The organism is Exiguobacterium artemiae, from assembly GCF_033342815.1.
Taxonomy (GTDB): Bacteria; Bacillota; Bacilli; order Exiguobacteriales; family Exiguobacteriaceae; genus Exiguobacterium_A; species Exiguobacterium_A artemiae_A.
Genome location: NZ_JAWPEN010000011.1, coordinates 25,762 through 51,560, shown reverse-complemented (window position 1 = coordinate 51,560; position 25,799 = coordinate 25,762). Strand labels below are relative to the sequence as shown.

27 protein-coding genes and 1 pseudogene are annotated in these 25,799 nt (G+C 45.4%); 17 read left to right on the top strand and 11 right to left on the bottom strand.

Annotation, left to right across the window (positions count from 1 at the left end):
• Positions 1-68: 68 nt before the first annotated feature.
• Positions 69-929, top strand: a complete 861-nt coding sequence (locus R7V76_RS11255; RefSeq protein WP_318092553.1) for a DUF4003 family protein — start codon at positions 69-71, stop codon at positions 927-929.
• A 60-nt stretch (positions 930-989) separates the two neighbouring features.
• Here the strand turns inward: R7V76_RS11255 and R7V76_RS11250 are convergent, their stop codons facing one another.
• Both R7V76_RS11250 and R7V76_RS11245 read right to left on the bottom strand, forming a co-directional pair.
• On the bottom strand, positions 990-2,237 hold the full coding sequence (locus R7V76_RS11250) for a lysine N(6)-hydroxylase/L-ornithine N(5)-oxygenase family protein (RefSeq protein ID WP_318092551.1): 1,248 nt from the start codon (positions 2,235-2,237) through the stop codon (positions 990-992).
• Between the two features lie 78 nt (positions 2,238-2,315).
• Positions 2,316-3,464, bottom strand: a complete 1,149-nt coding sequence (locus R7V76_RS11245; RefSeq protein ID WP_261966400.1) for a S1C family serine protease — start codon at positions 3,462-3,464, stop codon at positions 2,316-2,318.
• 192 nt (positions 3,465-3,656) lie between these two features.
• Between R7V76_RS11245 and R7V76_RS11240 the strand changes: the two genes are divergently transcribed.
• Positions 3,657-4,013 (top strand): DoxX family protein, encoded by a 357-nt coding sequence (locus R7V76_RS11240; protein ID WP_318092550.1) that lies wholly within the window; start codon positions 3,657-3,659, stop codon positions 4,011-4,013.
• Between the two features lie 85 nt (positions 4,014-4,098).
• On the opposite strand, the gene R7V76_RS11235 is transcribed toward R7V76_RS11240, so the two are convergent.
• Positions 4,099-4,863 carry an SGNH/GDSL hydrolase family protein gene (locus R7V76_RS11235; RefSeq protein ID WP_290830471.1) on the bottom strand — a complete coding sequence of 255 codons (765 nt, stop codon included), beginning with the start codon at positions 4,861-4,863 and terminating at the stop codon, positions 4,099-4,101.
• 126 nt (positions 4,864-4,989) lie between these two features.
• Here R7V76_RS11235 and R7V76_RS11230 point away from each other — a divergent pair, with 126 nt between their 5' ends.
• The 4 genes from R7V76_RS11230 (at position 4,990) to hfq (ending at position 8,587) form a co-directional block, all read left to right on the top strand.
• A complete protein-coding gene (locus R7V76_RS11230) occupies positions 4,990-5,910 on the top strand; it encodes an ABC transporter ATP-binding protein (RefSeq protein ID WP_214848361.1) in 921 nt (306 codons plus the stop codon).
• The gene (locus tag R7V76_RS11225) at positions 5,903-6,901 is read left to right on the top strand and encodes an ABC transporter permease (protein WP_290830475.1); all 999 of its coding nucleotides are present in this window, start codon (positions 5,903-5,905) and stop codon (positions 6,899-6,901) included. The genes R7V76_RS11230 and R7V76_RS11225 overlap by 8 nt, the downstream gene beginning before the upstream one ends.
• A gap of 452 nt (positions 6,902-7,353) precedes the next feature.
• Entirely contained in the window at positions 7,354-8,292 is a 939-nt protein-coding gene (gene miaA / locus R7V76_RS11220) for a tRNA (adenosine(37)-N6)-dimethylallyltransferase MiaA (RefSeq protein ID WP_290831023.1), read from the top strand.
• A gap of 43 nt (positions 8,293-8,335) precedes the next feature.
• Entirely contained in the window at positions 8,336-8,587 is a 252-nt protein-coding gene (gene hfq, locus R7V76_RS11215) for an RNA chaperone Hfq (protein ID WP_012369981.1), read from the top strand.
• A 62-nt stretch (positions 8,588-8,649) separates the two neighbouring features.
• On the opposite strand, the gene R7V76_RS11210 is transcribed toward hfq, so the two are convergent.
• Positions 8,650-9,624 (bottom strand): tyrosine-type recombinase/integrase, encoded by a 975-nt coding sequence (locus R7V76_RS11210; protein ID WP_012369982.1) that lies wholly within the window; start codon positions 9,622-9,624, stop codon positions 8,650-8,652.
• Positions 9,625-9,760: 136 nt separating this feature from the next.
• Between R7V76_RS11210 and hflX the strand changes: the two genes are divergently transcribed.
• From hflX to R7V76_RS11175, 8 genes and pseudogenes are all read left to right on the top strand, one after another.
• A complete protein-coding gene (hflX, locus tag R7V76_RS11205; RefSeq protein ID WP_012369983.1) occupies positions 9,761-11,002 on the top strand; it encodes a GTPase HflX in 1,242 nt (413 codons plus the stop codon).
• Between the two features lie 2 nt (positions 11,003-11,004).
• Complete coding sequence (locus R7V76_RS11200) at positions 11,005-12,282, top strand: methionine gamma-lyase family protein (RefSeq protein ID WP_318092549.1); 1,278 nt, start codon at positions 11,005-11,007, stop codon at positions 12,280-12,282.
• 140 nt (positions 12,283-12,422) lie between these two features.
• A complete protein-coding gene (locus R7V76_RS11195) occupies positions 12,423-12,821 on the top strand; it encodes a MerR family transcriptional regulator (protein ID WP_012369985.1) in 399 nt (132 codons plus the stop codon).
• A 45-nt stretch (positions 12,822-12,866) separates the two neighbouring features.
• Positions 12,867-14,213, top strand: coding sequence for a type I glutamate--ammonia ligase (gene glnA / locus R7V76_RS11190; RefSeq protein WP_318092548.1), 1,347 nt, complete (start codon positions 12,867-12,869; stop codon positions 14,211-14,213).
• Between the two features lie 128 nt (positions 14,214-14,341).
• Entirely contained in the window at positions 14,342-16,252 is a 1,911-nt protein-coding gene (locus R7V76_RS11185; RefSeq protein WP_318092547.1) for an McrB family protein, read from the top strand.
• Positions 16,253-16,352: 100 nt separating this feature from the next.
• The gene (locus R7V76_RS11180) at positions 16,353-18,035 is read left to right on the top strand and encodes a nuclease domain-containing protein (protein ID WP_318092546.1); all 1,683 of its coding nucleotides are present in this window, start codon (positions 16,353-16,355) and stop codon (positions 18,033-18,035) included.
• A gap of 222 nt (positions 18,036-18,257) precedes the next feature.
• A pseudogene (locus tag R7V76_RS16670) lies at positions 18,258-18,353 on the top strand ((4Fe-4S)-binding protein); the annotation flags it as partial.
• Positions 18,353-18,628, top strand: coding sequence for a GNAT family N-acetyltransferase (locus R7V76_RS11175; RefSeq protein WP_318092545.1), 276 nt, complete (start codon positions 18,353-18,355; stop codon positions 18,626-18,628). The pseudogene R7V76_RS16670 and the gene R7V76_RS11175, both read left to right, overlap by 1 nt.
• Positions 18,629-18,679: 51 nt before the next feature.
• Here R7V76_RS11175 and R7V76_RS11170 read toward each other — a convergent pair whose 3' ends face one another.
• From R7V76_RS11170 to R7V76_RS11160, 3 genes are all read right to left on the bottom strand, one after another.
• Positions 18,680-18,856, bottom strand: coding sequence for a hypothetical protein (locus R7V76_RS11170; RefSeq protein WP_318092544.1), 177 nt, complete (start codon positions 18,854-18,856; stop codon positions 18,680-18,682).
• 86 nt (positions 18,857-18,942) lie between these two features.
• A complete protein-coding gene (locus tag R7V76_RS11165) occupies positions 18,943-19,269 on the bottom strand; it encodes an AzlD domain-containing protein (RefSeq protein ID WP_318092542.1) in 327 nt (108 codons plus the stop codon).
• Positions 19,254-19,949 (bottom strand): AzlC family ABC transporter permease, encoded by a 696-nt coding sequence (locus R7V76_RS11160; protein ID WP_318092541.1) that lies wholly within the window; start codon positions 19,947-19,949, stop codon positions 19,254-19,256. Before R7V76_RS11160 ends, R7V76_RS11165 begins: the two co-directional genes overlap by 16 nt.
• Before the next feature lie 166 nt (positions 19,950-20,115).
• On the opposite strand from R7V76_RS11160, the gene dhaK reads away from it, so the two are divergent.
• Genes dhaK through dhaM form a run of 3 tightly spaced genes read left to right on the top strand, consistent with a single transcriptional unit; the run spans position 20,116 to position 22,066 of the window.
• Positions 20,116-21,084, top strand: coding sequence for a dihydroxyacetone kinase subunit DhaK (dhaK, locus tag R7V76_RS11155; protein WP_318092540.1), 969 nt, complete (start codon positions 20,116-20,118; stop codon positions 21,082-21,084).
• Between the two features lie 20 nt (positions 21,085-21,104).
• Complete coding sequence (gene dhaL / locus R7V76_RS11150; protein ID WP_318092539.1) at positions 21,105-21,704, top strand: dihydroxyacetone kinase subunit DhaL; 600 nt, start codon at positions 21,105-21,107, stop codon at positions 21,702-21,704.
• Positions 21,701-22,066 carry a dihydroxyacetone kinase phosphoryl donor subunit DhaM gene (dhaM, locus tag R7V76_RS11145; RefSeq protein ID WP_318092538.1) on the top strand — a complete coding sequence of 122 codons (366 nt, stop codon included), beginning with the start codon at positions 21,701-21,703 and terminating at the stop codon, positions 22,064-22,066. The genes dhaL and dhaM overlap by 4 nt, the downstream gene beginning before the upstream one ends.
• 106 nt (positions 22,067-22,172) lie before the next feature.
• On the opposite strand, the gene glpK is transcribed toward dhaM, so the two are convergent.
• From glpK to lexA, 4 genes are all read right to left on the bottom strand, one after another.
• Complete coding sequence (gene glpK, locus R7V76_RS11140) at positions 22,173-23,690, bottom strand: glycerol kinase GlpK (protein WP_114596185.1); 1,518 nt, start codon at positions 23,688-23,690, stop codon at positions 22,173-22,175.
• 37 nt (positions 23,691-23,727) lie between these two features.
• Complete coding sequence (locus R7V76_RS11135) at positions 23,728-24,432, bottom strand: MIP/aquaporin family protein (protein ID WP_012369994.1); 705 nt, start codon at positions 24,430-24,432, stop codon at positions 23,728-23,730.
• Positions 24,433-24,618: 186 nt separating this feature from the next.
• The gene (locus R7V76_RS11130; protein ID WP_114596184.1) at positions 24,619-25,089 is read right to left on the bottom strand and encodes a metal-binding protein; all 471 of its coding nucleotides are present in this window, start codon (positions 25,087-25,089) and stop codon (positions 24,619-24,621) included.
• A gap of 30 nt (positions 25,090-25,119) precedes the next feature.
• Positions 25,120-25,734 carry a transcriptional repressor LexA gene (gene lexA, locus R7V76_RS11125; RefSeq protein ID WP_114596183.1) on the bottom strand — a complete coding sequence of 205 codons (615 nt, stop codon included), beginning with the start codon at positions 25,732-25,734 and terminating at the stop codon, positions 25,120-25,122.
• Positions 25,735-25,799: the final 65 nt, after the last annotated feature.

Sequence of the window (25,799 nt, the reverse complement as noted above, 5' to 3'; positions counted from 1 at the left end):
ATCGATGGAAGAAAGGCGGAATGATTTTACAGGAAGCGGGAACATATAAGAGAAGGGAGGACGGGGACATGTACGGTTTGTTTTGTGAGAACTATAATGAAACCTATTCGACGTTACATGGGGAATCTTCACATGATTTTCACCGCTTTTTTGCCTTGTCATATACGATTCACAATACGGTCTTCGACAAAGCAGCGTATGACCGGATGATGCAAATCGTCAAACAGAAGACAACCCGGTTTTCAGCTCTGCGCAGCCGATATACACCGCTCTTGATTTCGCATATCCAACTCAACAGTTCCGAACCGGAGCGGTTGCTCGAACGGGTCATCGAGGCGGAACGCCATATCAAACGGCGTTTCATTAAAGAAAAGGCGGTCCGGCCTTTTTTTGCTCTCGGCGAAGTCTTGAACCGTGAACAGGGCATTGATGCCTTTCCGATTGTGGAACAACTTCGACAGACACGCCCTGTCCTCAATCTAGCGAAACAATATGTCGTGACATCGACGCTTATGGAAGGGGGCAACCTTCCGGAACGCTTCACCGAGACGGTCGATGAGGCCGAACAGTGGCTCGAACGATGGATGAAGCCGTCGAGCGAACGGTTGATGACAGCACAGATTTTAGCTTCATCCGGTGCGATGGATGATCAAAAATCCAGGATTCAAGCCTGGTGTGAAATGATGGAAGAGCGGGAATTGCGGATTTGGGATCGAATTTTCCCGTTGCTGGCGTTACTGGAGACAACCGAACGGGTCGATATGATTTACGTGACACGTGTCGTCGACCGGGAACGGTCTCGGAACCGCTTTTCGGATGAAGTCAATTGGTTGATTGCGTTTCATCTGTTGCTTGCGAAAAGCGGCAAAAGCCGCCTGCAGTCGGCCCTGCTAATTTTAGCAACGCTTGAACTGACAAAAAAGCCGTGAGAAAACATTCAAAAAAGATCCTCGGCGAATTCGTCGAGGATCTTTTGATAAGTCCGATGATTAGTCAAACGTCGTAAAAGTGGCATGCTGTTCGACCGGATACAACTCTTTACCGGCGACATCATTTAAAATCAGTTGATTGCGTGAAACGGACATGCCAAGATTATCAGCTGCCGGACCATGCGACAGTTCGAGATTCGTTGTCGCATATAAATGATGGTTCGTTGGTACGGTACGGCTGATCCGGTAGTTGGCGTCGACCTTCCAGGCTTGTTCACCTTCGAACTCGATGTCGAGCCGGTTAGTGAAGCGGGGAAGCGATGGAACGAAACCGGTCGCAGCGACGACGGCACCGGTTTTGGAAGTCCGTTGTTCATTCAGTTCGGTATGCCGCATCGTGATCGTAAAGTCCGAATCGTATGAAATCTGATCGACTTCCAAGTTGGCCCGGATTTTGACCCGTTGTTGTTCTTCCGGTGATAAATCATAGAGGTGTTCATAAATGGCTTGCAGTGTTTCGGGACTGATGCCGTTTTGGGACCGCGTGAATTTGGCGACTGCTTCCTGTCTGATAGCAAGCGGCAGACTGTTGAAGTAACGGACGTAACTTGGAGAAAAGATTTCTTCACCCAGTTTGCCGGTCTCAAGCGTCTCGAAAATAGTCGAGCGGGAAATCCATTCGAGTTCAAAGGTTTCCGGACGGTCGCTCGTCAGTAAATCGAGGAAAATTTCAGCCGCACTTTGACCGGAACCGACAATGCTGACTTTATCCTGTTGCAGGATGGCTTCTTTTTCCATGACGTATTGGGTGTTATGGATGACATTTTTATCAAAACTCTCCGGAATCGAAGGTTTCGAACCGGTTCCGAGCACCACGTTGCGTGTTTCGTATGTCGTCCGTTTACCGGTCGCGACTTCTTCGACCAAGACTTCATAACTGTCACCCGTATCTTGAATATCGATGACGCGGGTCGAAAAATGTAAATCATCTAGCTGAGTCGAGACCCATTTCAAGTAGGCATTATATTCTTGTCGCGAAATAAGTAGTTTTTCGTAAAAATAAAACGTATGCAAACGGTTGAGGGATCGTAAATAGTTCAAATACGTAAACGGGCTTGTCGGATCGGCAAGTGTGACAAGATCGGAAATGAAGCTTGTCTGCATCATCGAATCCTTGATCATCATCCCGGGATGCCAAGAGAATTGTTCGCTTTCGTCAAAAAATAGTGTCCGTAAAGGTGTCGGATGGGCCAGAGCACTTAACCCCAGATTCATCGGTCCGATCCCTACGCCAATCAAATCATACATAAAAAAAGCCTCCCAATCGATATTGTTATAAAACAATACCCGATATAGGAGGGGGTTGAAACGTATCTTGTCAGTTCTTTACAGTTGATCGGTCGTTGTTGTTTTGGTCGAAACCGTCATTTGTTTCCCGTCACGGATGATGTTCAACGTGACGTTGCCGTCCGATTTGATCAACGCGGTTTTAATGTCGACAAAACTTTTGATTTCCTCATTATTGATTTTCGTGATGACATCACCGGTTTTCAATTTTGCAGAAGCGGCGGGACTGTTCGGTTCGACGGACATGACGACGACGCCTGTTTTTTGTGATTCCGGCAATTTGACTTGATCCAGCAGGTAACCGGCTGGGAAGGCTGAGACATCCTGCAGTGCGACACCGAGTGTCGGATGTTTAACTTCACCGTTTGTTTCGAGCTGTTTTAAAATCGGCAGTGCATCATCGATCGGGATGCTGAAACCGACGCCTTCGACGCCAGTTTCGGCAATCTTCATCGAGTTGATGCCGACCAGTTGTCCTTGTTCATTGATCAAGGCACCACCGGAGTTCCCCGGATTGATGGCGGCATCCGTTTGGATCACCGTCGTATTGAAGTCGTCCTGTCCATCCTTGTTCGTATCAACGGGAACCGTCCGATCGTTTGAGCTGACGATCCCTCGGGTGACCGAGTTTTGGAACTCACCGAGCGGGTTACCGATGGCGAGCACGGTTTGACCGGCTTTTAAGTCAGCCGATTTTCCGAGCGTGATGACGGACGGAACATCACTGGCGTTGACTTCCAATACGGCTAAATCGTACGTTTCGTCACTGCCCAGTAATTTGGCGCTGAGTGTTTTGCCGTTGTTTAACGTAACCTCGAGTTTAGAGGCTCCGTCGACGACGTGGTGGTTCGTAATGATGTAGGCTTTACCATCTGTTTTTTTATAAATGACACCTGAGCCGGAACCCGCTGCTGCCTCTTCCTGACTCATCGAATTCCCCGATTGATAGTTCGTGACCGTGACGACAGATTTTTGAGCCGTTGCGACAGCGTTTGTCACGGGATCGCTTGTCGTCGTCGAAATTTGTTTTGGCATGCCGTTTGAGAGTGGTGTATCGGCGACTTGCTGTTCTTGATCCATTAAAATCGGAAAGGCGACCGTTGCGGTAAGTACAGCACCGATGATGCCTCCGGTAAGTCCCGGTAAGAGTTGTCTTGTTTTTCCTGCCATCGAAATCCATCCCTTCATGTAGTGTTTTTCTAAGATTAATGTATCAAATTTAATCGTCCGGAATGAAATTACGGTGGTTTTTCCAAAATGCCTCATCATTCCCCATAATTCGACAACAATCTCAAACAGTTGAGTCGCGTCGGCCAGTTCGGTACACTGAGTGTGTTTCGTACTTAAGTAACCGACTTAGTCACAAAGGGAGAGATTCAGATGAAGTATGTACTGCGTGTTTTGTATGGTGCCGGTCTGTTGTTTGCCGGAATCGGTCATTTTCGAAATGAAAAGGGGTTCGTTAAGATTATGCCCGCTTTCATCCCGTTCAAACGTTTTTTCGTCCAGGTGACGGGTGTCATCGAAATCCTGTACGGTTTGATGTTGCTGTCCGGACGTGGTGTTGATCTCGTCCGGAAGACATTACCGGCATTTTTATATGCCGTCTTACCGGCAAACATCAATATGGCAGTCAATCCGAAACCGATTAACGGAAAAACATTGCCGGCTTGGGGACTATGGGGCCGTTTGCCGTTGCAGTGGGTCTTGATTGCGTTTGCTAAACGTTTGAAATAAGGACTGCATTAAATTGTCAGGACAAAACAAAAGGGTGACCGGAAAGCAATCAGTTGCTTTTCCGGTTACCCTTTTCATCATTCAATTAAAAACGTTTTTCGACGGCGAGGATGGCTGCGTTGGCAATGTCTTCGTATGTCGAATCGTTCGGATGGAACTGGTCGCTTGAAAGATCACGTTTGACGTCACGGACGAGATTAAACGTATCGATGATTTCGATATCGTATTTCAGACCGAGTGTCCGTGATTTCGCATTCCATTCCTGGACGATGGCGTCAAACGCCTGTCCATTTTCACTGGCGCGGAACGGATTGTAGAGTCCGACATAAAAGATGACGGCATCCGGATTTTCTTCACGCAGGATCTTGAATGTCTTGGCGAGGTTGGTTTGGGCCGTTGCAATCGTGGCGGCTGTCTTTTTCGCATTGAAGTTTGCGACACCTTCACCGCGGTTGAATAAATCGTTTCCGCCAATCGTCACCGAGATGACTTTCGCTTGGGACAACGTGCGACGGACTTCCTTTTGTTTCAATTGTTTTAAGAGATCTTCCGTCCGGGCACCGCTGACGGCGAGATTTTGGAAACGTTCGACGCGGTCCTTTTTGACAAGCTCGCGGCCGACGATAGCGGCGTAACTGTTTCCGTTCGAGGCACCGACGCCGCGTGTCAGGGAATCACCGAGCGCGACATAGGTTCCGCCTTTTTTGACCGGTTCTTCCTTGGTCGGCGTCAAGACGGCCCGTTTCGGGGGATTGACAACATCGTTATAGGCACTGGCAAAGCCGTACCCGAAGACTGCCGTTAAAATAAGAGAAACTATTAAAAAAAGTGGCCAAAGATATCGTTTCATGAACCGTTCCTCCTTTTGCTGTTACTATGATTGTAGCAAACCTTTTTGGAATGTGCGGTTTTGAAGTGTTCCAATAAGGTAAATCATTCATTATTCCGCTAGAATGGATACTAAGAGGTGAGAGACGTGAAACCAACCGTAAAATTAGAATCAGTCACAAAAGTCATTGGAAAGAAAACGATCATCGATAATATTTCATTTGAAATCTTCCCCGGTGAAGTGTTCGGATTCCTCGGACCCAATGGTGCCGGAAAGACGACGACGATCCGTATGCTCGTCGGATTAATCAAACCGACATCCGGTAAAATCACGGTCTGCGACTTTGATGTCCGGAAACAGTTTGTTCAAGCGATGCAACGAATCGGCTCGATCGTTGAAAATCCCGAACTGTACAAATATCTGACGGGTCGTGAAAATTTACAAGTCTTCTCACGGATGTTGCCGAATGTCGACGATGCCCGGATCCAAGAAGTCATTGACCTGGTCGATTTGACGGCACGCGTCGACGATCAAGTCCGGACCTATTCGCTCGGGATGCGTCAGCGTCTCGGGATTGCCCAAGCGTTGCTCGGACGGCCCGACGTCCTGATTCTTGATGAACCGACGAACGGACTCGATCCGATGGGAATCCGCGATTTACGTCAATTCATCCGGAAATTGGTCGATGAGACCGGTTTGTCGGTCCTCGTTTCCAGTCATATCCTGGCGGAAATCGAGATGCTGGCGGATCGTGTCGCCATCATGAGTTACGGAAAAATCGTGCAGGTCGGAACGGTCAAGGAACTGGTCGAGTCGCTTGCACCGGGAGTCGACTGGCGTGTCGATGATGCGTTTAAAGCAAACGAAATCCTGTCCGCGTCGCCTGACGTCCAGGTCTCGGAAATTGTGGATGCCAATACGGTCCATACTCTGATGGATGCAAGCAAGACACCATCCTTGAATAAACAGCTGTTCGAAGCGGGTGTCGAAGTGTGGACGATCGAACGGAAAGTCCAGACGCTCGAAGATCTCTTCATTACATTGACAGGAGGAGATCATATTGCGTAATCCGAACATGCTCGGTTTGATTCAAAACGAAGTCATGAAGATTGCTTCGAAAAAACGTTTTGCCGTCGTTGCCATCATCTTAGTGGTCCTCGTCTCGATGTTCACGTATGCGCAGTACCGTGACATTCAGGAACAGATCAAGAAACAGGGAACGCTCGATTGGCGGGTCGAGTTGCAACAGGATATCGTCGATACTCAAAACCGTCTGGCTTCGAGCAGTATCCAGGACGAATTCCGCCAGTTTTTAGAATTTGATTTAAAGCAAAATCAATATTATCTCGATAACGACATCAATCCGAATTATCCGGGGGCGCCGACCTTCATCCGGATCTTCTTCTCCCAAGGATTGACGTTAATTCTACCGCTCTTCATCATCGTTATCATGGCAGATATCGTCAGCGGAGAGCAGAATGACGGGACAATTAAGACGTTGCTGTCCCGTCCTGTAAGGCGCTGGAAGATCCTGATGGCGAAATGGTTGACGGTCCTGCTCTATACGTCGATGCTGATGGCGTTGACTGCCGCCGTCTGTTATGCGATTTCCGGTATCGTTCTCGGATATGACGGTTGGACCGCACCGATCCTGACCGGATTCCAGGCGTCGCCGAGTGGAACGTTCTCGACCGAATTCGTGCATACGATACCGATGTGGGAATATCTGCTGATGGCGATTGGTCTCGCCTGGATCGTCACGGCCGTCGTCGCGACGATTGCCTTAATGGTGTCCGTGCTTGTCAAAAACACGGCAACCGGTATCGGCATCATGATGGCTGTCCTGATTTCCGGAACTTTGCTGACGACGCTTGGTTCAAGCTGGACGAGTTCGAAATATCTCGTCAACGTCAACTTCGGTTTGATTAACTATCTCGACGGACAAGCTCCGCCGATCGAAGGGATGACGTTACCGTTCTCGCTCACCGTTCTGCTCTGCTGGACGATCGGCGCGTTGGTTGTCGCATTCTGGAATTTCACACAAAAAGATATGTACTGATACGTACAGTTCAAAAAAAAGTCCCTTCTCCGTAATGGAAAAGGGACTTTTTGCAGATGTCGGGCATCTGCATGGAATCAAGAGGGGAATCCCTCTGAAAAGAAGCCGATGCAGGTCGGCTTCTGCGCTACGTAACAATCGTACTTTTATCATAGCGATTCCAGTAATTGGTGTCAAACCTGCTTGAAAGGGTTTACGAAGTCCTGGTTTTGTCAAAAGGTATCTAAAGACAACGAGGAGGTGCCGAAATGGCTGATTGGGGAATTATGCTGACAGGTTTGGTCATTTGTGGATGGTGTGTATTTAGTGCGGTATACGATGACTTCATCCGCCGTGTGTAACAGAACTCATTGAACCGTCTTCTTTTATGAGAAGGCGGTTTTTTTTGTCGTGTCTGCGACTTGTCCGGATATGATACACTGACTACAAAAATGTATGAACTAGGAATGGTGATGTCATTGAGTAAACAGCCCGTCATTGTCATCGTTGGACCGACCGCTGTCGGAAAAACGAAGACAGGAATTGAATTAGCAAAAAAATTAAACGGTGAAATCATTTCCGGTGATTCCGTTCAGGTCTATAAACAGATGGACATCGGATCCGCCAAGGTGACACATGAAGAGATGGAAGGAGTCCCGCACCATCTGCTCGATCTCGTCGATCCGGATGACGAGATGAGCGTCGCGCGTTTTCAAACGCTGGCCCGGACAGCAATCGATGAGATTGCCGCCAAAGGCAAGCTGCCGATCATCGTCGGCGGAACCGGACTCTACATCCGGGCGATTCTGTACGATTATCAATTTACCGTCCAGGCGGAAAATAAAGCGTTGCGCGAGGAGCTGGAACAGTTCGCCCAAGCGGAAGGAGCAATGGCTCTGCATGAACGCTTGCGCCAGATGGATGCCAAACGGGCGGACGAAATTCACCCGAACAATATTCAACGGGTCGTCCGGGCGATCGAAGTCGCGATGAGCGGACAGACGCAAGTCTCCGGCAGTGAACCGAGTTTGTATGACAGTCTGTTGTTCGTCTTACATATGGAAGACCGAGAACAGCTGTACGACCGGATTGATCAGCGGGTCGACTTAATGATTGATCAGGGATTGGTTGCGGAAGTCGATCGATTGGTTGCAGCCGGCTATCAGGATACGAAAGCGATGCAGGCAATCGGCTACAAGGAAATCGTTCCGGTTCTCGAAGGGGCACCGCTCGAACCGGCCGTTGCACAGCTGAAACGGAACACCCGTCGCTTCGCCAAACGGCAACTGACATGGTTCCGCCATCAATTTGACGGAAATTGGATTGAAATGGGAAGGCTTTCATTTGAAGAAAACTTCAAAATTATCTATGATAGAACAGTAGGGTTTCTGAAAGCGGTTAAATCGGAGTAGCCTGAAAGAAAAACAGATAAAAATAGAGGGGGCACGGGGGCTTATGAAGGCAACGTACAACATTCAAGACTATTTCTTAAATCAATTACGAAAAGATTCGGTTCCGACGACAGTGTTTTTAATCAGCGGGTATCAGTTACGGGGATTGATCAAGTCGTTTGACAACTTCACCGTCATTTTAGAATCGGAAGGCAAACAGCAATTGATTTACAAACACGCCATCTCGACGTTCGCACCGGCACGTAATGTGACGTTGTATGAACAGGAAACGGAAACGGAAGAAGTCACGCGTTAAAAAAAGACGGCCGGGGGGCCGCCTACTTGTTGGAGCAGCGCTATGGCGTTGCTCCTTTTTTGTTACAACAAACCCTTCAGTTCATCGAACGCTTCCGCATAACGCCGGAGTGAAACCTCTTTATAAAGACACGTCTTCGTCAGCCGTTCCTCTTTCGTTAACTCTTCAAGATACGTACCGAGAATGAAACTGTTCCGCAGCATCGACGGCGTAATGATCCGTTTATTGTCTGACCGTTCGTTTAACTGACGCATCATCTTCGTGATCATGACGATCGACAATTGTTTCGGAGCATTTTTACTGTACACCCAGCGGAACGTCATCCGCGAGAAATCAAAGGCGACAAAAAACGGATCGGTCGAGTGGTACCGCGGACGGACCGGTTCCGGGATCGTCTTTAAATAACCAAGCATCAAATCCTGGTCGTCCCGTTCGAGGTGGAGCAGGTAGGCATTCCCGAGCCGGTCGTGAACCGTCATCTCGCGCTGTGCAAAATTCAAATCCTGCATCTTCAGACCGATGATGTGGTGGACGCGGAGACCGTAGCGGTAAAAGAGCCGTAAAATCAGTTCGTTCCGGTCGATCAGATACGGCCGCGCAACGAGCTGGTGGTCCGTCAAGCCCCGGTCGGACCGGTTCGTCCGGATCAGTTGCTCGTATTCGGCCAGTGACGCGATATGCTGCGGCGTCAGTTCGTGGGTCGGTTGGGCATATTCGATCAGCTTCGATTTCGTCTGCCGGATCTGGTAATTGATTTGATTGAGGACAGTGACAATTCGGGCGACCGTTGCCTGTTGATACAATTTTTCTTCGATCAAATACTCATTAATGAACGTTTTCCAGGTCTCGAGCGGAATCGCCTTGAAATCCTCGATTGTCTCGAGCGGCTGATCCACTTCGGTCATATAACGGTGAATTTCAATCAGATCGTACCGGTAACGCCGAATCGTCGAGTCCTGTCTGCCGCTTGCGCTGAGGAAAAACAGATACCGTTCGATGAATTCCGGCAAAGTGTAGTCAAGCCGTTCGCGTGCCATAACAGACCTCCTGTTTGAGATACTTTTCTTTATCATAAACCGAACGGATGTTTCCTGTCCAAAAATGTTCAGACAAGAGGTCCATGTGGTATGATTAGGGGCGCAGAAGGTTTGTTATTTTGAAAGGAATGATTATATGTCAGAACGCGTCATCGTCGTCGGTTGTCAGCTCCCCGGTGTACCGGATCATATTTATGAAGAATCGGTCGCGGAGCTCGAAGCACTCGTTACGACCGCGCACGCCGTCGTCGTGGGACGACTCGATCAAAAGCGTCAATCGATCGACCGCCGTACGTTTATCGGAAAAGGGAAGGTCGAGGAACTGGTCGCATTAGCACAGGAACTCGAACCGGATTTGATTATTTTTAATGCCGAAGTCACGCCGGGTCAGATGAAAAATATCCGGATTGCTCTCGAAGATCCGGAATCGATCAAACTGATTGACCGGACACAATTGATTCTCGATATCTTTGCCGGTCGTGCCCAGTCCCGGGAAGGGAAACTGCAAGTCGAACTCGCTCAGATGAGTTACCTGTTGCCGCGCTTGAGCGGGCAGGGAACCCAATTGTCACGTCTTGGAGGCGGAATCGGGACACGTGGTCCCGGGGAATCGAAACTTGAGACCGACCGCCGGCATATCCGCCGCCGTGTCGACGAAATCAAGAAACAGTTGGAAACGTCCGTTGCCCACCGTGCCCGTTACCGGGAACGTCGGAAAGAAAACCAGACGTTTCAAATCGCACTCGTCGGATACACAAACGCCGGGAAATCAACGATTTTCAACCGGTTGACCAATGCCGACACGTATGAAAAAAACGAATTATTTGCGACGCTCGATCCGTTGACGCGTCAGCTCGACCTGCCGGAAGGCGGACAGATTCTGTTGACGGATACCGTCGGGTTCATTCAGGATCTTCCGACGAAATTGATTGCGGCGTTCCGGTCGACACTCGAAGAAGTGCTCGAGGCGGATCTGATTCTTCACGTCATCGATGCCTCAAGCGAACATTATCTGAATCAGATGCAGACGACGAATGATGTCCTCGATGAACTCGGTGCCGGAGACATTCCGCAACTCGAGGTCTTCAATAAAAAAGACCAGTTGACGCATTTATTCAGTGGCGGAAAACTGTTGATTTCGGCCCTTGATCCGGCAGACATCGATCGTTTGACCGTCGAAATCGAAAAAGCGATCAGTGACATTCTCGAGTATCTCGAGATCCGGATTCCGGTTCATGCGTTTGCGCATTACAATCCGGCGAAGGAAGTCATGATGAATTTAACAGAACAATATGAAGAGGACGGATCCGTGACCTTGAAAGGCTACTTGCGTAAGGATACCCGGCTGTACTCGACATTGAAACAATACGAGGTGTAAGCATGTTTACAGAGTTAACGCATTATGAAACGATCCGTCCGTTCGTCGAGCAGGCGGAAGAAAAAATCGCAGCCGGCATCCGTAAGGCGCAACAAGTCGCGGAACAGAACCAGTTTCGTGTCCTGAACGCTTTCCGGGAACATAAAGTGAGTGACTTTCACTTCATGCCGTCGACCGGTTACGGCTACAACGACGAAGGGCGCGACAATCTCGAGCGGATTTACGCGTCGGTCTTCGGCGCGGAAGCCGGACTGTGCCGGGCACAGATCATCAGCGGGACGCATGCAATCGGGATTGCGTTGTTTGGTTTATTGCTGCCGGGCGATGAATTGCTGTATATCACCGGTAAACCGTACGATACGTTAGAGGAAATCGTCGGCATCCGCGGTGACGGACGCGGCTCCCTGAAAGAGCTTGGTGTCACTTATGACGTCGTCGAGATGAAGCAGGCTGAAACGATTGATCTTGAAGCAGTCCTCGCCCGGATCACGGACAAGACAAAAGTCGTCGGTATTCAGCGTTCGAAAGGTTATGCGACCCGTCGGAGCTTACCGGTTACTGAGATCGGCGAAGCGATTGCTGCAATCAAAGAACAACATCCGCACGTGATTGTGTTCGTCGACAACTGTTACGGAGAATTCGTCGAAACGATCGAACCGACTCATGTCGGAGCGGATCTGATGGCCGGATCACTGATTAAAAATCCGGGTGGTGGTCTTGCAAAAACAGGCGGGTATCTCGTCGGACGCCGCGATTTGATTGAACGGGCATCGTTCCGGATGACGACACCTGGAATCGGGGCTGAAGCCGGTCCGTCACTTTATTCGTTGCAGGACATGTACCAGGGGTTCTTCATGGCTCCGCATACGGTCAGTCAGGCGCTGATGGGGGCGATGTTTACCTCCAGCATGATGGAGCAGTTCGGATTCGATACGGCACCGCATTATGCGGCGGAACGGACGGACTTGATTCAATCGGTCTCCTTCCATGCCCCGGAACCGATGATTGCTTTTTGTCAGGCGATCCAAGCGGCCTCTCCGGTCAATGCGCAAGCTTTGCCGATTCCGGACTATATGCCGGGATACGCCGATGATGTCATCATGGCTGCCGGGACGTTCATTCAAGGATCGTCGATCGAGTTATCGGCAGATGGTCCGATCCGAGCGCCGTATACGGCATATGTCCAAGGGGGATTGACCTACAGTCACGTCAAAATCGCGATTGTTTCGGCTGTCAATCAACTGATGGAACAACAATTGATTCAACCACAACAGGTTTAAAGAAATAGCTTGATGTGAAAAGACCTCTGTTACGCAGGACGTCTGACTTGTAAGAAAGTCATGTTAACTTTCCTTACATCTCTTGACAACTTGCCTCACAGAGGTTTATTCTCATGAGGTAAGGAAAAAGGAGGAACGAAATGGCAGACTTATCACGACAGTCCAAGCCACTATTCCCCATCGGAGTCGTTCAAGAGTTGACCGCGTTATCTGCCCGACAAATCCGATATTACGAAGAACAAGGATTGATCAAGCCGGAGCGGACAGAGACGAAACGTCGCCTCTATTCGTTCAACGATGTCGATCGCTTGTTATCGATCAAGGAATATCTGGACCAGGGACTGAATATCGCAGGGATCAAAATGATTTTTGACAATGATCTTGTCAAACGCGAACGAGTTGCGGAGAAGGTCGTTACGGCCCGTCCGGAATTATCGGATGGCGAATTGTATAAACTCCTGAAAAACGAATTGCAGGAAGCAGGGCGACATGGAAAAACGTCACTCATTCAAGGTGAGCTCGGACGATTTTTCAAGTAAGCACTTGTTACCATATAAAAAAGAGCCGGAGAGGGGATTTGTCACATGACACGTCGCAACATTACACGAGAAGACATTATGAAAATCGCTAAAGCTGAGGATGTACGTTTTATTCGTTTACAGTTCACAGATATCCTCGGTACAATCAAGAACGTTGAAATTCCAGTCAGCCAATTGGAAAAAGCACTTGATAACAAAATGATGTTCGATGGTTCGTCAATCGAAGGATTCGTCCGCATTGAAGAATCAGATATGTATCTCTTCCCAGACCTCAACACATGGGTCGTATTCCCATGGACAGAAGACGGAACGGGTAAAGTCGCACGTCTCATCTGTGACATCTACAATCCAGATGGCACACCGTTTGCTGGAGATCCGCGTGGTCAACTCAAACGTGTACTTAGCGAAATGGAAGAGCTTGGATTCACATCGTTCAACGTCGGTCCAGAGCCGGAATTCTTCTTGTTCAAGAAGGATGCAAACGGTCGTCCGACACTCGAACTCAATGACCAAGGCGGTTACTTCGACCTCGCACCAGTCGATCTCGGTGAAAACTGCCGTAAAGAGATCGTCATCGAGCTTGAAAACATGGGCTTTGAAATCGAAGCATCTCACCACGAAGTCGCACCGGGTCAACATGAAATCGACTTCAAATATGCGGACGCCATCACAACAGCGGATAACATCCAAACGTTTAAGCTCGTTGTTAAGACGATCGCAGCAAAACATAACTTACACGCGACATTCATGCCAAAACCACTTTACGGTGTCAACGGTTCAGGAATGCACGCTAACATGTCGCTCTTTAAAGGCAACGAAAACGTCTTCTTCGACGAAGAGAACAGCAACATGCAACTTTCAGACGATGCCCGCGCCTTCACGGCAGGTATTCTGAAACACGCGCGTGCGTTTACAGCTGTCTGTAACCCGACAGTCAACTCGTACAAACGTCTTGTACCTGGTTATGAAGCACCTTGCTACGTTGCATGGTCAGCTCGTAACCGTTCACCACTCGTTCGTGTACCGGCAGCCCGTGGTCTTTCGACACGGATCGAAGTCCGCTCAGTCGACCCGGCAGCCAACCCGTACTTGGCACTTGCGACATTGCTCGCTTCAGGTCTTGACGGTATTAAAAACAATCTCCAAGCACCGGCTCCAATCGACCGTAACATCTACGTGATGGACAAACCGGAACGTGTGGCAAACGGCATTGACGATCTTCCGTCAACACTCAGCCACGCACTCGAAGTCCTGAAAGCGGATGACGTCGTCATGCACGCACTCGGCGAGCACATCGCAGAGCACTTCGTTGAACTGAAAGAAATCGAATGGGATATGTTCCGGACGCAAGTCACGGAATGGGAACGTGATCAGTACATGGTCTTGTTCTAATATAAGAAAAAACAAAAAAAGTCACTTTTTCAATAAAGTGACTTTTTTTGTTTTTTCTTATAGAATAAAATTGTAAAAGTTTAGTTTTTTTATTGTAATACATTATTTTTTCTAAGGGGAAGAACAGTATGGAATTAGATGTCTTTTTAATAGGTTCACTAGCAAACGAAGCCAGGTTCAAAGAACACAATCGAAATTTTTCTGTAATAAGAAATGTAAACGATTTTACTAATTTACAATTTTTCCTTGAGATATTAAACGAGGATGATATACCTAGTGATTATCAAAAAATATTTAAAAATAAATTTGTTGCTGGTTATGATGACATATTAAAAAATGAAGAATGGGAAACGTTGTTGAAGGATACGCCTTTGTATGATAAGGAAATTGCATTTCGTGAATTCGCTGCTGATAAATTATTTATTTTTAAACCTTACATAGAAGAAAATAAATATGGCGATAAACAAATAAAGATTTCTAAAAAAAGTGATTTAAGAATTATAAAGAGACCAGAAGGTATATCTGATAACAGTGTAGGGAGCCTTGTTACGATTCCAATTTATAGCGATTATAATCGATATTCGTTTGAAAAGAGATTATTAGAGTCAAAATCCATTGGAAACTATGACTATTTAGAGAAAATTACTACTTCATGTTTAGTATCAGGTGATTATCTTTACGGAGAATTCAATGATTTTGAAAAGCTAAATGATGGATGGCATGTTTCACCTAACGGTGTGATAAAAAAAGTTGCTATAGATTTTGAATTTTACAAGGATTACAGCATCATAGAAGATCACGCTATTTACATGGACTTTGAATTTTTCCGAGAAATAATTTTAGAAGAAGGTCTTTTGAAGAATGGTGAAATTGTTCGATTAAATAAAACAATTAAATTAAAAGAAATTAGTGAAGAAACGTACGAAGAATTTGAAGAATTTGAAGAAAGTGAATTTATACTTCAATTACTCGAAAATCTAAAGCAAAAAAAACTTGTTTTTGAAGAAAAACAGGTAATAAATTTTCATACTGCATTAAAAACAAGAAGATTAGTAATTTTGGGTGGAGCATCTGGTACCGGGAAGTCTCAGTTAGTCCTTAACTATGCAGAATCTCTAGGTTTAACTAATAAAGATAATAATCAATTTAAAATGGTACCAGTAAAACCTAATTGGAAAGATGATTCTGATTTAATAGGTTACTTAGATACTATTAATAATATATATAGACCTTCAGAAACAGGATTAATAGATATTTTGATTGAGGCAAAGGATAATAAAGATAAAATTTTTATGGTTTGTTTTGATGAAATGAATTTAGCTAAAGTAGAGCATTATTTCTCGCAATTCCTTAGCGTATTAGAGTTGTATGGAAATGAGCGAAAGTTGTCTCTATATAGTAAAAAATTAGTGGGTAGAGTAATTAATGGAGAACAGTATCCTCATGAGATAACAATTCATTCTAATGTTCTGTTTGTAGGTACAATTAATGTAGATGAGACTACACAAACATTATCTGATAAAGTGCTAGATCGGAGTAATTTTATTGAATTCAATACTCCTACTAATCATATAAATAATTGGGCTGATAGCATTAAACAAAATATTGATACAAAATCTATTAAGGATAATAGATTTGAAAAAACGGTTGTGGATTTATATCATTTTGACAATTGGTCGAATAACGATAAAGAAATAGCTCTTAATATATTTGAAATTGAAACTTTAAATCAAATCAATAACACATTAACTAAAACTGACTTTTCAAAAGGGATTGGTTTTAGGGTTTTAGATCATATTAATTCATATATGCTAAATTTGCCGAATAGTAGTTTAAGTAGGGAAGAAGCATTTGATTTGCAAATTTCTCAAAAGATTATTCCGAAAATAAGAGGTACAGCTGAAGAATTAGAGGGGATTTTATTAGACAATAAGAATGGATTACTAAATGTATTTGATGAAAATAACAATTTTAAAGTAACGGTTTCAAATATAAAAAATAAGATTAGGGAGATAAATTTGTATGGTTATACATACTGACTCTCTTTCATTTAAGGTATCATTCATTACCTATCATTCTAGTACTCCTGACAAAATAGTAAAAGAAGATTTCGTTAAAAATTATTCGAATGACCCAAAAATGAATTTTATAGAAGATTTAAATATTAGTGAATACGATAATTTAGTAGTACGCTTTTCTTCAAATAAAACGGAGAACGCAAAGCTATATATGAGTTGTTTTGAATTTTTGAATGATGAAAATCGAAGTATGGAAACTGATGAAAATGGATTTGAGTATATTATTCCGAATAATGAAGCAGTTATTCATAGACATTTTCATAATGATGTAGGAGTGCCATTGATTCCTGGTGTGTACAAAATAAAGGCTGTAGTTGATGGAATTGATTATTACAGTCAAATTCTTGTAAAACCAAAAAACTTAGACGTTGAAGAACATCAAAAAATGATTCATGAAATTGAAACACATGCTAATGGTCTTGCGCGAGATTGGATTAGAAAAAAAAATACTCCTGACTTTTTTCGAGGCATAGATGGGATAGATCCTACGTACATTGATTATGCATTTTTATTAGTAAATCATAATTCCGTCATTAGGAATGCCATAAACGTAATTTCTAAAAATCCATACTCTGTTTTAGAAAAAAATTATAAATTAAGTTCTATAAATAAAGGAGAAAAAATTGATCTTACATCGATAAAAATGAATCAAATGAAAAATAATTCTTCTTTATTTAGTTTAAGATCATACTCTGATACCAAAGTCTATTCGTACTCTTATAAGGACTCTTACTTTAATAACGTTAATATGTACCTGAAAAAAGTTATTTCTAAACTAATTGAAATTTTAAAAAGATCAAATCAAGATATTATTATGTTAAAAAGTCATTTACTGTCAGAAATAGTGATTTTAAAGAGATATAGCAAATCATCTAATCAAGGTGACATATCTAAAATTATGCATAAAGAAAAACAACTAATAAAATTAGAAGAATTAGAACACTCTTCAAAGCAACTCGAAAAAAACTTAAGCGGTTTTTCAAATAATTCATTCTTAGGAAAAATTCAAAAAGGTAATAAGAAGGTGATTTCACAACAGTTTATTAAAAGTCCTGGCTATAATACATTCCATAAACTATATAATATTATTGGTAATAACTTGAACGATAGCATTAAAGATTTGTTTGAGTATAGTTGGAAGTCTTCGGAAGAACTATATGAGTATTGGTGCTTCATTAAGATTATAGAATGCTTAATAGAATTGAATTTTAAACCAATACATGGATGGATTTATAGTAGCTCTAACAACAATAATTCTATTAATATTCCCGCTATTCCGGATAATACATCAATAGAATTTATTAAAAACGAAGTTAAATTAGTATTTATTTTTAATTCTTCAATAGGAACTACTCCTGAAAAAGCGAAAAAAGAAGATTCGCCGTACTGGACTAGATCTAATAGAAATAAACCGGACTTTAGAATAGACATTTATACTCAAGGTGAGTTTAAAAAAACAATTGTTCTTGATTCAAAGTATAGTCCTTCAAAAAATATATGGAATAAAAACTCTTATCAAGATAACAAAGTTGTTAATCAACTAAAAATGTATGCGAATATGATAATTAAAGTTGATACAAAAAATACACATGTTGTAGATGAAGTAATTGCACTATGTCCTACAGAAATAAGTAAAGATAAGTACATTGAAGTTGATCAAAACCATCTAGTTACTATAGCGACATTGAAACCAGGAACTAAAAATAATGAATTTATAAATCGATTGAACTACTTGTTAAACTGATGGAACATTCATTTGGTAAAGAGGTTATGTTAAAAGATGAGTAGAACTTTTTAAGAGTACTATTGATTTAGAGTTTATTATTTCTGAATCAAAGAGGTATTTCGATTGAAAAAAAAGGACATGAAGAAGAGAAATCACGGTTTATTTTGACTCGGAAGTCTGCATTCACTCAGGTCATTATATACAAATTATACCAACTGTTTTTGATATAAACGACGTCCTTGGATTGAAGCAGACGGAGCACCGGTCGAAGATGTCATGCGGGTTGTCGACGGCTGTCTGAGCGGCGCCTTATCTTATGAACGGAGGGAAGCCTGATGGACTTTAAACGAGGGGATCAAAAGATTGAAGTGTATGAGGATCATCAAGTGGTCGGAGAAATCACATACAGTGATACGAAGGGCGGTAAGTGGATCATTGACCATACGTATGTCGATCCGAATCACCGGAACCAGCAGATCGGCGAACAACTGGTCAAAGCCGTCGTCGGGTGGGCACGGGAAGAACAGGTTAAACTGTTGCCGCTTTGTCCGTTTGCGAAAAAAGAGTTTGAACATCAATCTTCCTATCAGGATGTACAAGCGAATACGTGAACACTAAAATCTCCTCGAGTCTTCAAAGACTAGAGGAGATTTTTTTTTGAGTCATTGTTTGTGCGCCCTGACTTTCATTTTGCGAGAAACAACCATCGCGCCGAAATAGGCGATGAGGTATAACATGACCAGTCCTTGTTTTAGCATATAAGGTATATCCATTTGACTTACGATTAGAAAAATAGCACATAGTAACATCAAATAGGGCATCAAGCGCTTATTCGGCATATCAGAGCCTCCTTTACTATCCACTTTTTCTATTTTAAGGATAACACAAGAGATTTATCGAAACATGCTAAAGATGAATTAAGTACTTATAGAAACAATCGTAGAAACGCCATCGACAGGACACCGGTGATGACGGTGTAGGATAGACTTTTACTGCTGACGGCGACGAGGACGGTCGGAATGGATGCTGCGAGGTGCAGTAAGGAAAGTGTCGGAAACTCCCCGCTGCGCGCGACCAATAAATTTTGAAAGAAAAGTGCGCTCAGCAAACAAATCGGAATAAAGGATAACCAATCAGTCAATACACGCGGAAGGGTCAATCCGTGCATGAGGAGAAAAGGTGAAATCCGCGGAATCAACGTGACCAGACCACAGGCAGCGAACAGGATTAAAAGCTCTAAGCGGATTTCCATCGTGAGATCACTACTCCTATACTGGCGGCTATCATCGTCGCAAATAAAACGGCGAGTTCCGGGGACAGATAGCGCATCGATATGTACAACAACAGAAAGACAAAGACGAGTAACAGACCGTTCAAAGCGATGCGGGACCGTTCGCTTTCAAACTGCAGATACAACAAACCGATGAACATGGCCGTTAAAGCAAAGTCGAGACCGAACCGTTCCGGATCTGGGAACCAGCTGCCGACGAGTGCTCCGAGGACAGTCGAGCCAATCCAGCTCAAGTAAGCGGTCAGGTTTAGACCGTGCATGAAGTTCGCATCAATCTGCTGTTTTAGCGAGGTATTCATCGCGACGGCGAATGATTCATCCGTCAGGAGAGCGCCGATGCCGAACCGGTCCAACTGATGCCGGCTCTCGACACGGGGTGCAAGCGTCATACTCATCAGCAGATGGCGGGAATTGACGATGAACGTCGTCAAGATGATGGCTGAGAACGGACTGTTTAACAGCAACAGACTGGTAATGATGAACTGGGCCGCACCGGCATAAATCAAAAGCGACATCAAGCCGATCTCGAGCGGGCTGAGACCCGCTGCCCGACCGACGATGCCGGCAGAAAAGCCGATGCCGAGATAACCGAGGACGGTCGGAAGGCAGGCTTTGATTCCTGCTTGAAACGAAGCGTTCATAGACGGTGACTCCTCTCATGATGATGTGTTTTCAGCATAGCATCCTCCAAACAGATTGGAAACGAACTGGTCAATATTTTCATATGTTTCCTTGACATAAGTCGTCCCGATTTGTGGTAAAGACTAAGTGGTACGGCAAATTTCGTTAGACAAGGGAGCGTTCAAGATGGATAAATTAATGCAAGATGCAAACCGGTTTGTCTCAGATATGGTGGAAGGTCTCGTTTTAGCCCATCCCGATCTTTATGCAAAAGTCGACGGAGTTAATGTCATCAAACGGAAAGAACCACTGAACGGGAAAGTCGCTCTCGTATCCGGAGGGGGAAGCGGGCACGAACCGGCCCATGCCGGGTTTATTGGGGATGGTATGCTTGCGGCGGCTGTCTGCGGCGAAGTTTTCACTTCTCCAACACCGGACATGGTGCTCGAAGGAATCAAAGCGGCTGATGGAGGAAAAGGGGTATTGCTCGTCGTCAAAAACTATTCCGGTGATGTCATGAACTTCGATATGGCAAAAGAACTGGCGGAACTGGAAGATATCGAAGTCGAGACGGTCATCGTCCGGGATGATATCGCCATTAAAAAAGAAGAAGACCGACGCGGCGTCGCGGGGACGATTTTCGTTCATAAAATTGCAGGGGCTGCGGCAGCGGAAGGTAAATCACTCGCTGAAGTCAAAGCCGTCGCTGAGAAGGTCATTGCCGGTGTTCGTTCCATCGGGATGGCATTGTCACCGTGTTATATGCCGGAAAGCGGAAAACCCGGATTTGATCTGCATGAGGATGAGATGGAAATCGGTATCGGAATTCACGGGGAAAAGGGTCTGGAGCGGAAACCGATTGCATCCGTTGACGCGATTGTAACGGAATTACTCGACCGACTGACAGCTGAAGTGACGGATAAAAAAGTCGCAGTCATGGTCAACGGGATGGGTGGAACACCGGAATCAGAACTCTACATCACGTATAAATATGTGGCGGAACAATTGCAGGCTAAAGGATACGAGATCGTTCGTCCGTTCGTCGGCAACTATATGACATCGCTTGAAATGCACGGGTTTTCAATTACCCTGCTTCCGGTGGACGATGAACTCGTCGGCTATCTGGATGCTAAAACAAACGCGATTGGATTCTAACTAAAAGAGGGTGCAGACAGATGAAGTTAACAACTGAAAAATTGCGTGAAGCATTACTGAAAGCGGCAACCGATTTGGAACAACATAAGGATGAATTGACGGACCTTGACCGGGAGATTGGAGACGGGGATCACGGTATCAATATGTCCCGCGGCTTCCAAGCCGTTCAAAAAGAACTTGAAGCGCAAGAGGAGTACGAAGACTTGGGCGTCTTATCAAAACAAGTCGGAATGACCTTGATTAAAACGGTAGGTGGTGCGTCCGGTCCCCTTTACGGAACAGCATTCGTTAAATTTGCCGGAGCGTTCAAAGGGAAAACAGAAGTCGAAGGACAGGAACTCGCAGCGGCCTTCAAAGAAGCGGCAGAGGGCGTCAAAATGCGTGGCAAATCAGAGTTCGGACAAAAAACGATGGTCGATATTTGGACACCGTTTTACGAAGCGCTGGAAAACGAAAGTGATCTGAACGCAGCACTCGATCAAGCATTGGAAGACACAAAAGAACGTGAGGCGACAAAAGGGCGGGCTTCCTACTTCGGGGATGCGACGGTCGGTGTTCAAGATCCCGGCTCCTTATCGAGTGCGCTGTTGCTTCGGGCAATTGCGGGGGTGCTGTCATGATTAATTTGATCTTAGTGTCGCACAGTGAAAAGTTAGCAACTGGACTGAAAGAGTTATTGGCAGAGATGGCTCCGGATACACCAATCTTACTTGCCGCAGGTCTTGCGGACGGCAGTATCGGTACCGACGCGTCCCGGATTGAAGAGACAATGAACGACTTGACGGATGACGGTTTGATTTTGACGGACATCGGATCCGCGACGATGAACGCAGAGCTTGCTTTGGAATTATACAGCGGGGACCGAAATGTTCAGTTCGTTGAAGCACCACTTGTGGAGGGAGCGTTTTTAGCGGCTGTCCTAAGTGGTCAATCCAAATCGCTTGATGATATCGTAAGTGGCGTCAAAGCAGAGTTCTCGTAAGAGTACGGATCAAGATGACAGGTTCGTTTCCGAAAGTGGAAGCGGACCTGTTTTTTATGGAACAAAAAAAACTGGTGTTCCGCGAGGGAACACCAGTTAAAAGAAATTAAGCATTTACTTCTTTTTTGTTCGGTTTAAACGCCATTGTTGCTTCCACCGCTTTTTGCCATCCGGCATAACGTTGTTCGCGATCGTCTTCTTTCATCTCTGGTTTAAACTGATGGTTCAGTTTCCATTGTTGTTTGATTTCTGCTTTGTCTTTCCAGTAACCGACAGCGAGACCTGCGAGATACGCAGCTCCGAGAGCTGTTGTCTCGTTGATTTCCGGACGGTCGACCGGTACACCTAAGATATCTGACTGGAACTGCATCAGGAAGTCATTTGAAACCGCACCGCCGTCAACACGCAACGTTTTGAGTTCGATCCCTGAATCTTTTTCCATTGCTGTCAAGACGTCGCGTGTCTGATAAGCGAGTGACTCAAGTGTCGCGCGAACAAAATGTTCTTTGTCCGTTCCGCGTGTCAAGCCGAAGATTGCGCCGCGAACGTCGCTATCCCAGTAAGGAGCACCGAGCCCGACGAATGCAGGAACGACGTAAACGCCTTCTGTCGAATCAACTTTCAAGGCATAGCCTTCTGAGTCTTTCGCATTTTTCAACATCCGTAAACCGTCACGTAACCACTGAATCGCAGAACCGGCAACGAAGATCGATCCTTCGAGTGCATATTCGACTTTTCCGTCGACACCCCAAGCGATGGTCGTTAACAGACCGTGGTCTGAAGAAACAGCTTTTTCACCAGTATTCATGAGCATGAAGCAACCTGTACCGTACGTGTTCTTTCCTTCACCCGGTTCGAAACATGTTTGACCGAAGAGAGCTGCTTGCTGGTCACCGGCAATTCCGGCAATCGGAACTTCAAAACCGAAGAAATGATACGGGACGGTATTATCGTAGACTTCGCTTGATTGACGGACTTCCGGCAACATTGATTTCGGAACTGTCAGGATTTCAAGCAACTCGTCATCCCATTTTTGTTCATAAATGTTGTACATCAACGTCCGGGAAGCGTTTGTATAGTCTGTGATATGTGTTTTACCGCCAGACAACTTCCAGACGAGCCAAGTGTCGATTGTTCCGAAGAGAAGCTCACCGTTTTCCGCTTGTTCCCGTGCGCCTTCGACGTTATCCAGAATCCATTTCACTTTCGTGCCTGAGAAGTAGGCATCGATTAGAAGACCTGTTTTATCGCGGAATGTTTGATTAAGTCCCTGTGCATTCAGTTCATCACAGATACCGGATGTTTGACGGGATTGCCAGACGAGAGCATGATAAACCGGTTTGCCGGTTTCTTTATTCCAAACGACTGTCGTCTCACGTTGGTTTGTAATTCCGATACTTGCGATTTGGCTTGGTTTGATATCAGCCGTTCCGAGCGCATCCGCCATAACGGCAAGGATAGAGCCCCAGATTTCATTGGCGTCATGTTCAACCCAGCCCGGTTGCGGGAAGTATTGTTTGAATTCGCGTTGTGCCGAGTTCACGATTTGACCATCATGGTCAAAAATGATGGCACGCGAGCTTGTTGTTCCTTGGTCAAGTGCTAAGATGTACTTGTTTTCCATTCTAAAATCCCCCTTGAGATGTAGGTGTCAAACAAAATCAGTTTTGCAGCAGTTGATACAGCAAGACGGCTACTCCACCACCGATGATCGGACCGACGATTGGAATCCACGAGTAACTCCAGTCAGATGAACCTTTTCCTTTGATCGGCAGGATAGCGTGGGCAATCCGCGGACCGAGGTCACGGGCCGGGTTGATGGCATACCCTGTTGTACCACCGAGCGAGAGACCGATGACGACGACAAGAAGACCGACGATGAATGGTTTCAGTCCGTCACCAAATGTTGTCAGACCAAATGACAGGATTCCGAAGACCAGGACAAACGTCCCGATGATTTCTGAAATCAGGTTTGACGGTGTATGACGAATCGCTGGACCTGTTGCGAATACACCCAGTTTTGCTGCTTGATCATCAGTCGCTTCAAAGTGTTTCATATAATGAAGCCAAACGAGTACTGCACCGATGAATGCTCCGATTAATTGACCGGCGATATAGACAGGTACGTCTGCCCACGGTAAATCGGAATTCATGGCAAGCGCCAATGTCAATGCAGGATTGAGATGCGCACCACTCGAGGCAGCAATGTATGCTCCCGTCATGACGGCGAGACCCCAAGCGAATGTAATGACAATCCAACCGCCGTTCTCAGATTTCGTCTTTCTCAAGACAACCCCTGCAACGACTCCGTCCCCGAGCAAAATCAGAATCATTGTTCCGATCAGCTCACTTGTAAAGTTACTCATGCAAAAACCCTCCCTTTGGATTAAAGCAAATAATGGCCTTTCCATTTAAACCTACATCTAATTGAGAACGTTTTCAATACAATTAATTCAAATCTTCGAAATAAAATTTCCTTAATTTATGTTTAAAAAAATGAATAATGGATACTAAAAAATCCTTTGTTCATTTTTACAATGAACGAAGGATTTTTAACGACGCTTTTTTCGCTTCTTTTTTGTTCGAAAGAAGCTGCTGGAGTGATCGAGGACAATATGTATTGTACTGGCAACCATGACGCCGATGATGAAGGCAGGCATGGACGCAAACCAGGAATCGACCGTACTCGATTCAATGATTTTCAGATACAGCGCCAAAAATAAAAGCGGAATCAGAAAAGCGGCGCTGTACATCAGGCGAATGAGATCACCGATGATCAAACCATGCGACCAGATGGAGCGGTGGGGCATGATTTTGACATACGGCATCCAAAGGACCCGTAAAGGACCGTGCCGGTAGTAAGGTTCGGACTTCAAGTCGAGGTCTGGTGAAAGCCAAAGGGTGCCGACGGCGATGCCGACAGCGGTTGGAAGCCAATCCGTCTGCTGAGTTGCGACCGAATACGCAACATAGCCGGTTAAAGCAACGGTATTGACAGTATCGTGTACATTTCCAGAAGGCATGAAAAAAGACCAGCTGAGCTGGTCCCTCGCTTAGTGGATCGTCCGATATACGCCGATGACCTTGCCAAGAATCGAGACGTTATCGAAATACATCGGGTCCATCGAATCATTTTCTGGTTGGAGACGTACTTGTTGATCTTCTAAGAAGAACCGTTTGACGGTCGCTTCGCTATCTTCGGTCATAGCAACGACGATTTCACCATTCTCTGCTGTGTTTTGCTGACGAACGATGACCCGGTCACCGTCTAGAATACCTGCGTTGATCATCGACTCACCATCAATCGTCAACATAAAGACATTTTCGTTCCCGACGTAATGGGCCGGAAGCGGGAAATGCTCTTCAATGTTTTCGATGGCTGTGATTGGAAAACCAGCCGTTACTTTCCCGATGACGGGAATGTGCACGATGGCTTCATGATCTTCATCAGTTTTATCAAGCAATATCTCAATCGCACGTGGCTTAGTTGGGTCACGGCGAATCAGTCCGCGTTTTTCTAGACGATCCAAATGACCGTGTACCGTTGAGCTTGAAGCAAGACCAACAGCCTCACCGATTTCACGAACTGAAGGTGGATACCCTTTCAGTTTCACTTGAGCAACGATGTAGTCAAGGATTTCTTGTTGTCGTTTCGACATTTTCCGCATATGAATTGCCACCTCTTTCCGGATTGGTTTTTTGAAGGTTATAGGAATACATGTTTCTAAAATCA

Excerpts from the sequence above, each read along its gene's own strand:
- R7V76_RS11255 (WP_318092553.1), top strand. The coding sequence starts at position 69 with ATGTACGGTTTGTTTTGTGAGAACTATAATGAAACCTATTCGACGTTA.
- R7V76_RS11250 (WP_318092551.1), bottom strand. The coding sequence starts at position 2,237 with ATGTATGATTTGATTGGCGTAGGGATCGGACCGATGAATCTGGGGTTA.
- R7V76_RS11245 (WP_261966400.1), bottom strand. The coding sequence starts at position 3,464 with ATGAAGGGATGGATTTCGATGGCAGGAAAAACAAGACAACTCTTACCG.
- R7V76_RS11240 (WP_318092550.1), top strand. The coding sequence starts at position 3,657 with ATGAAGTATGTACTGCGTGTTTTGTATGGTGCCGGTCTGTTGTTTGCC.
- R7V76_RS11235 (WP_290830471.1), bottom strand. The coding sequence starts at position 4,863 with ATGAAACGATATCTTTGGCCACTTTTTTTAATAGTTTCTCTTATTTTA.
- miaA (WP_290831023.1), top strand. The coding sequence starts at position 7,354 with ATGTCATTGAGTAAACAGCCCGTCATTGTCATCGTTGGACCGACCGCT.
- hfq (WP_012369981.1), top strand. The coding sequence starts at position 8,336 with ATGAAGGCAACGTACAACATTCAAGACTATTTCTTAAATCAATTACGA.
- R7V76_RS11210 (WP_012369982.1), bottom strand. The coding sequence starts at position 9,624 with ATGGCACGCGAACGGCTTGACTACACTTTGCCGGAATTCATCGAACGG.
- hflX (WP_012369983.1), top strand. The coding sequence starts at position 9,761 with ATGTCAGAACGCGTCATCGTCGTCGGTTGTCAGCTCCCCGGTGTACCG.
- R7V76_RS11200 (WP_318092549.1), top strand. The coding sequence starts at position 11,005 with ATGTTTACAGAGTTAACGCATTATGAAACGATCCGTCCGTTCGTCGAG.
- R7V76_RS11195 (WP_012369985.1), top strand. The coding sequence starts at position 12,423 with ATGGCAGACTTATCACGACAGTCCAAGCCACTATTCCCCATCGGAGTC.
- glnA (WP_318092548.1), top strand. The coding sequence starts at position 12,867 with ATGACACGTCGCAACATTACACGAGAAGACATTATGAAAATCGCTAAA.
- R7V76_RS11185 (WP_318092547.1), top strand. The coding sequence starts at position 14,342 with ATGGAATTAGATGTCTTTTTAATAGGTTCACTAGCAAACGAAGCCAGG.
- R7V76_RS11180 (WP_318092546.1), top strand. The coding sequence starts at position 16,353 with ATGAATTTTATAGAAGATTTAAATATTAGTGAATACGATAATTTAGTA.
- R7V76_RS11175 (WP_318092545.1), top strand. The coding sequence starts at position 18,353 with ATGGACTTTAAACGAGGGGATCAAAAGATTGAAGTGTATGAGGATCAT.
- R7V76_RS11170 (WP_318092544.1), bottom strand. The coding sequence starts at position 18,856 with ATGCCGAATAAGCGCTTGATGCCCTATTTGATGTTACTATGTGCTATT.
- R7V76_RS11165 (WP_318092542.1), bottom strand. The coding sequence starts at position 19,269 with ATGGAAATCCGCTTAGAGCTTTTAATCCTGTTCGCTGCCTGTGGTCTG.
- R7V76_RS11160 (WP_318092541.1), bottom strand. The coding sequence starts at position 19,949 with ATGAACGCTTCGTTTCAAGCAGGAATCAAAGCCTGCCTTCCGACCGTC.
- dhaK (WP_318092540.1), top strand. The coding sequence starts at position 20,116 with ATGGATAAATTAATGCAAGATGCAAACCGGTTTGTCTCAGATATGGTG.
- dhaL (WP_318092539.1), top strand. The coding sequence starts at position 21,105 with ATGAAGTTAACAACTGAAAAATTGCGTGAAGCATTACTGAAAGCGGCA.
- dhaM (WP_318092538.1), top strand. The coding sequence starts at position 21,701 with ATGATTAATTTGATCTTAGTGTCGCACAGTGAAAAGTTAGCAACTGGA.
- glpK (WP_114596185.1), bottom strand. The coding sequence starts at position 23,690 with ATGGAAAACAAGTACATCTTAGCACTTGACCAAGGAACAACAAGCTCG.
- R7V76_RS11135 (WP_012369994.1), bottom strand. The coding sequence starts at position 24,432 with ATGAGTAACTTTACAAGTGAGCTGATCGGAACAATGATTCTGATTTTG.
- R7V76_RS11130 (WP_114596184.1), bottom strand. The coding sequence starts at position 25,089 with ATGCCTTCTGGAAATGTACACGATACTGTCAATACCGTTGCTTTAACC.
- lexA (WP_114596183.1), bottom strand. The coding sequence starts at position 25,734 with ATGCGGAAAATGTCGAAACGACAACAAGAAATCCTTGACTACATCGTT.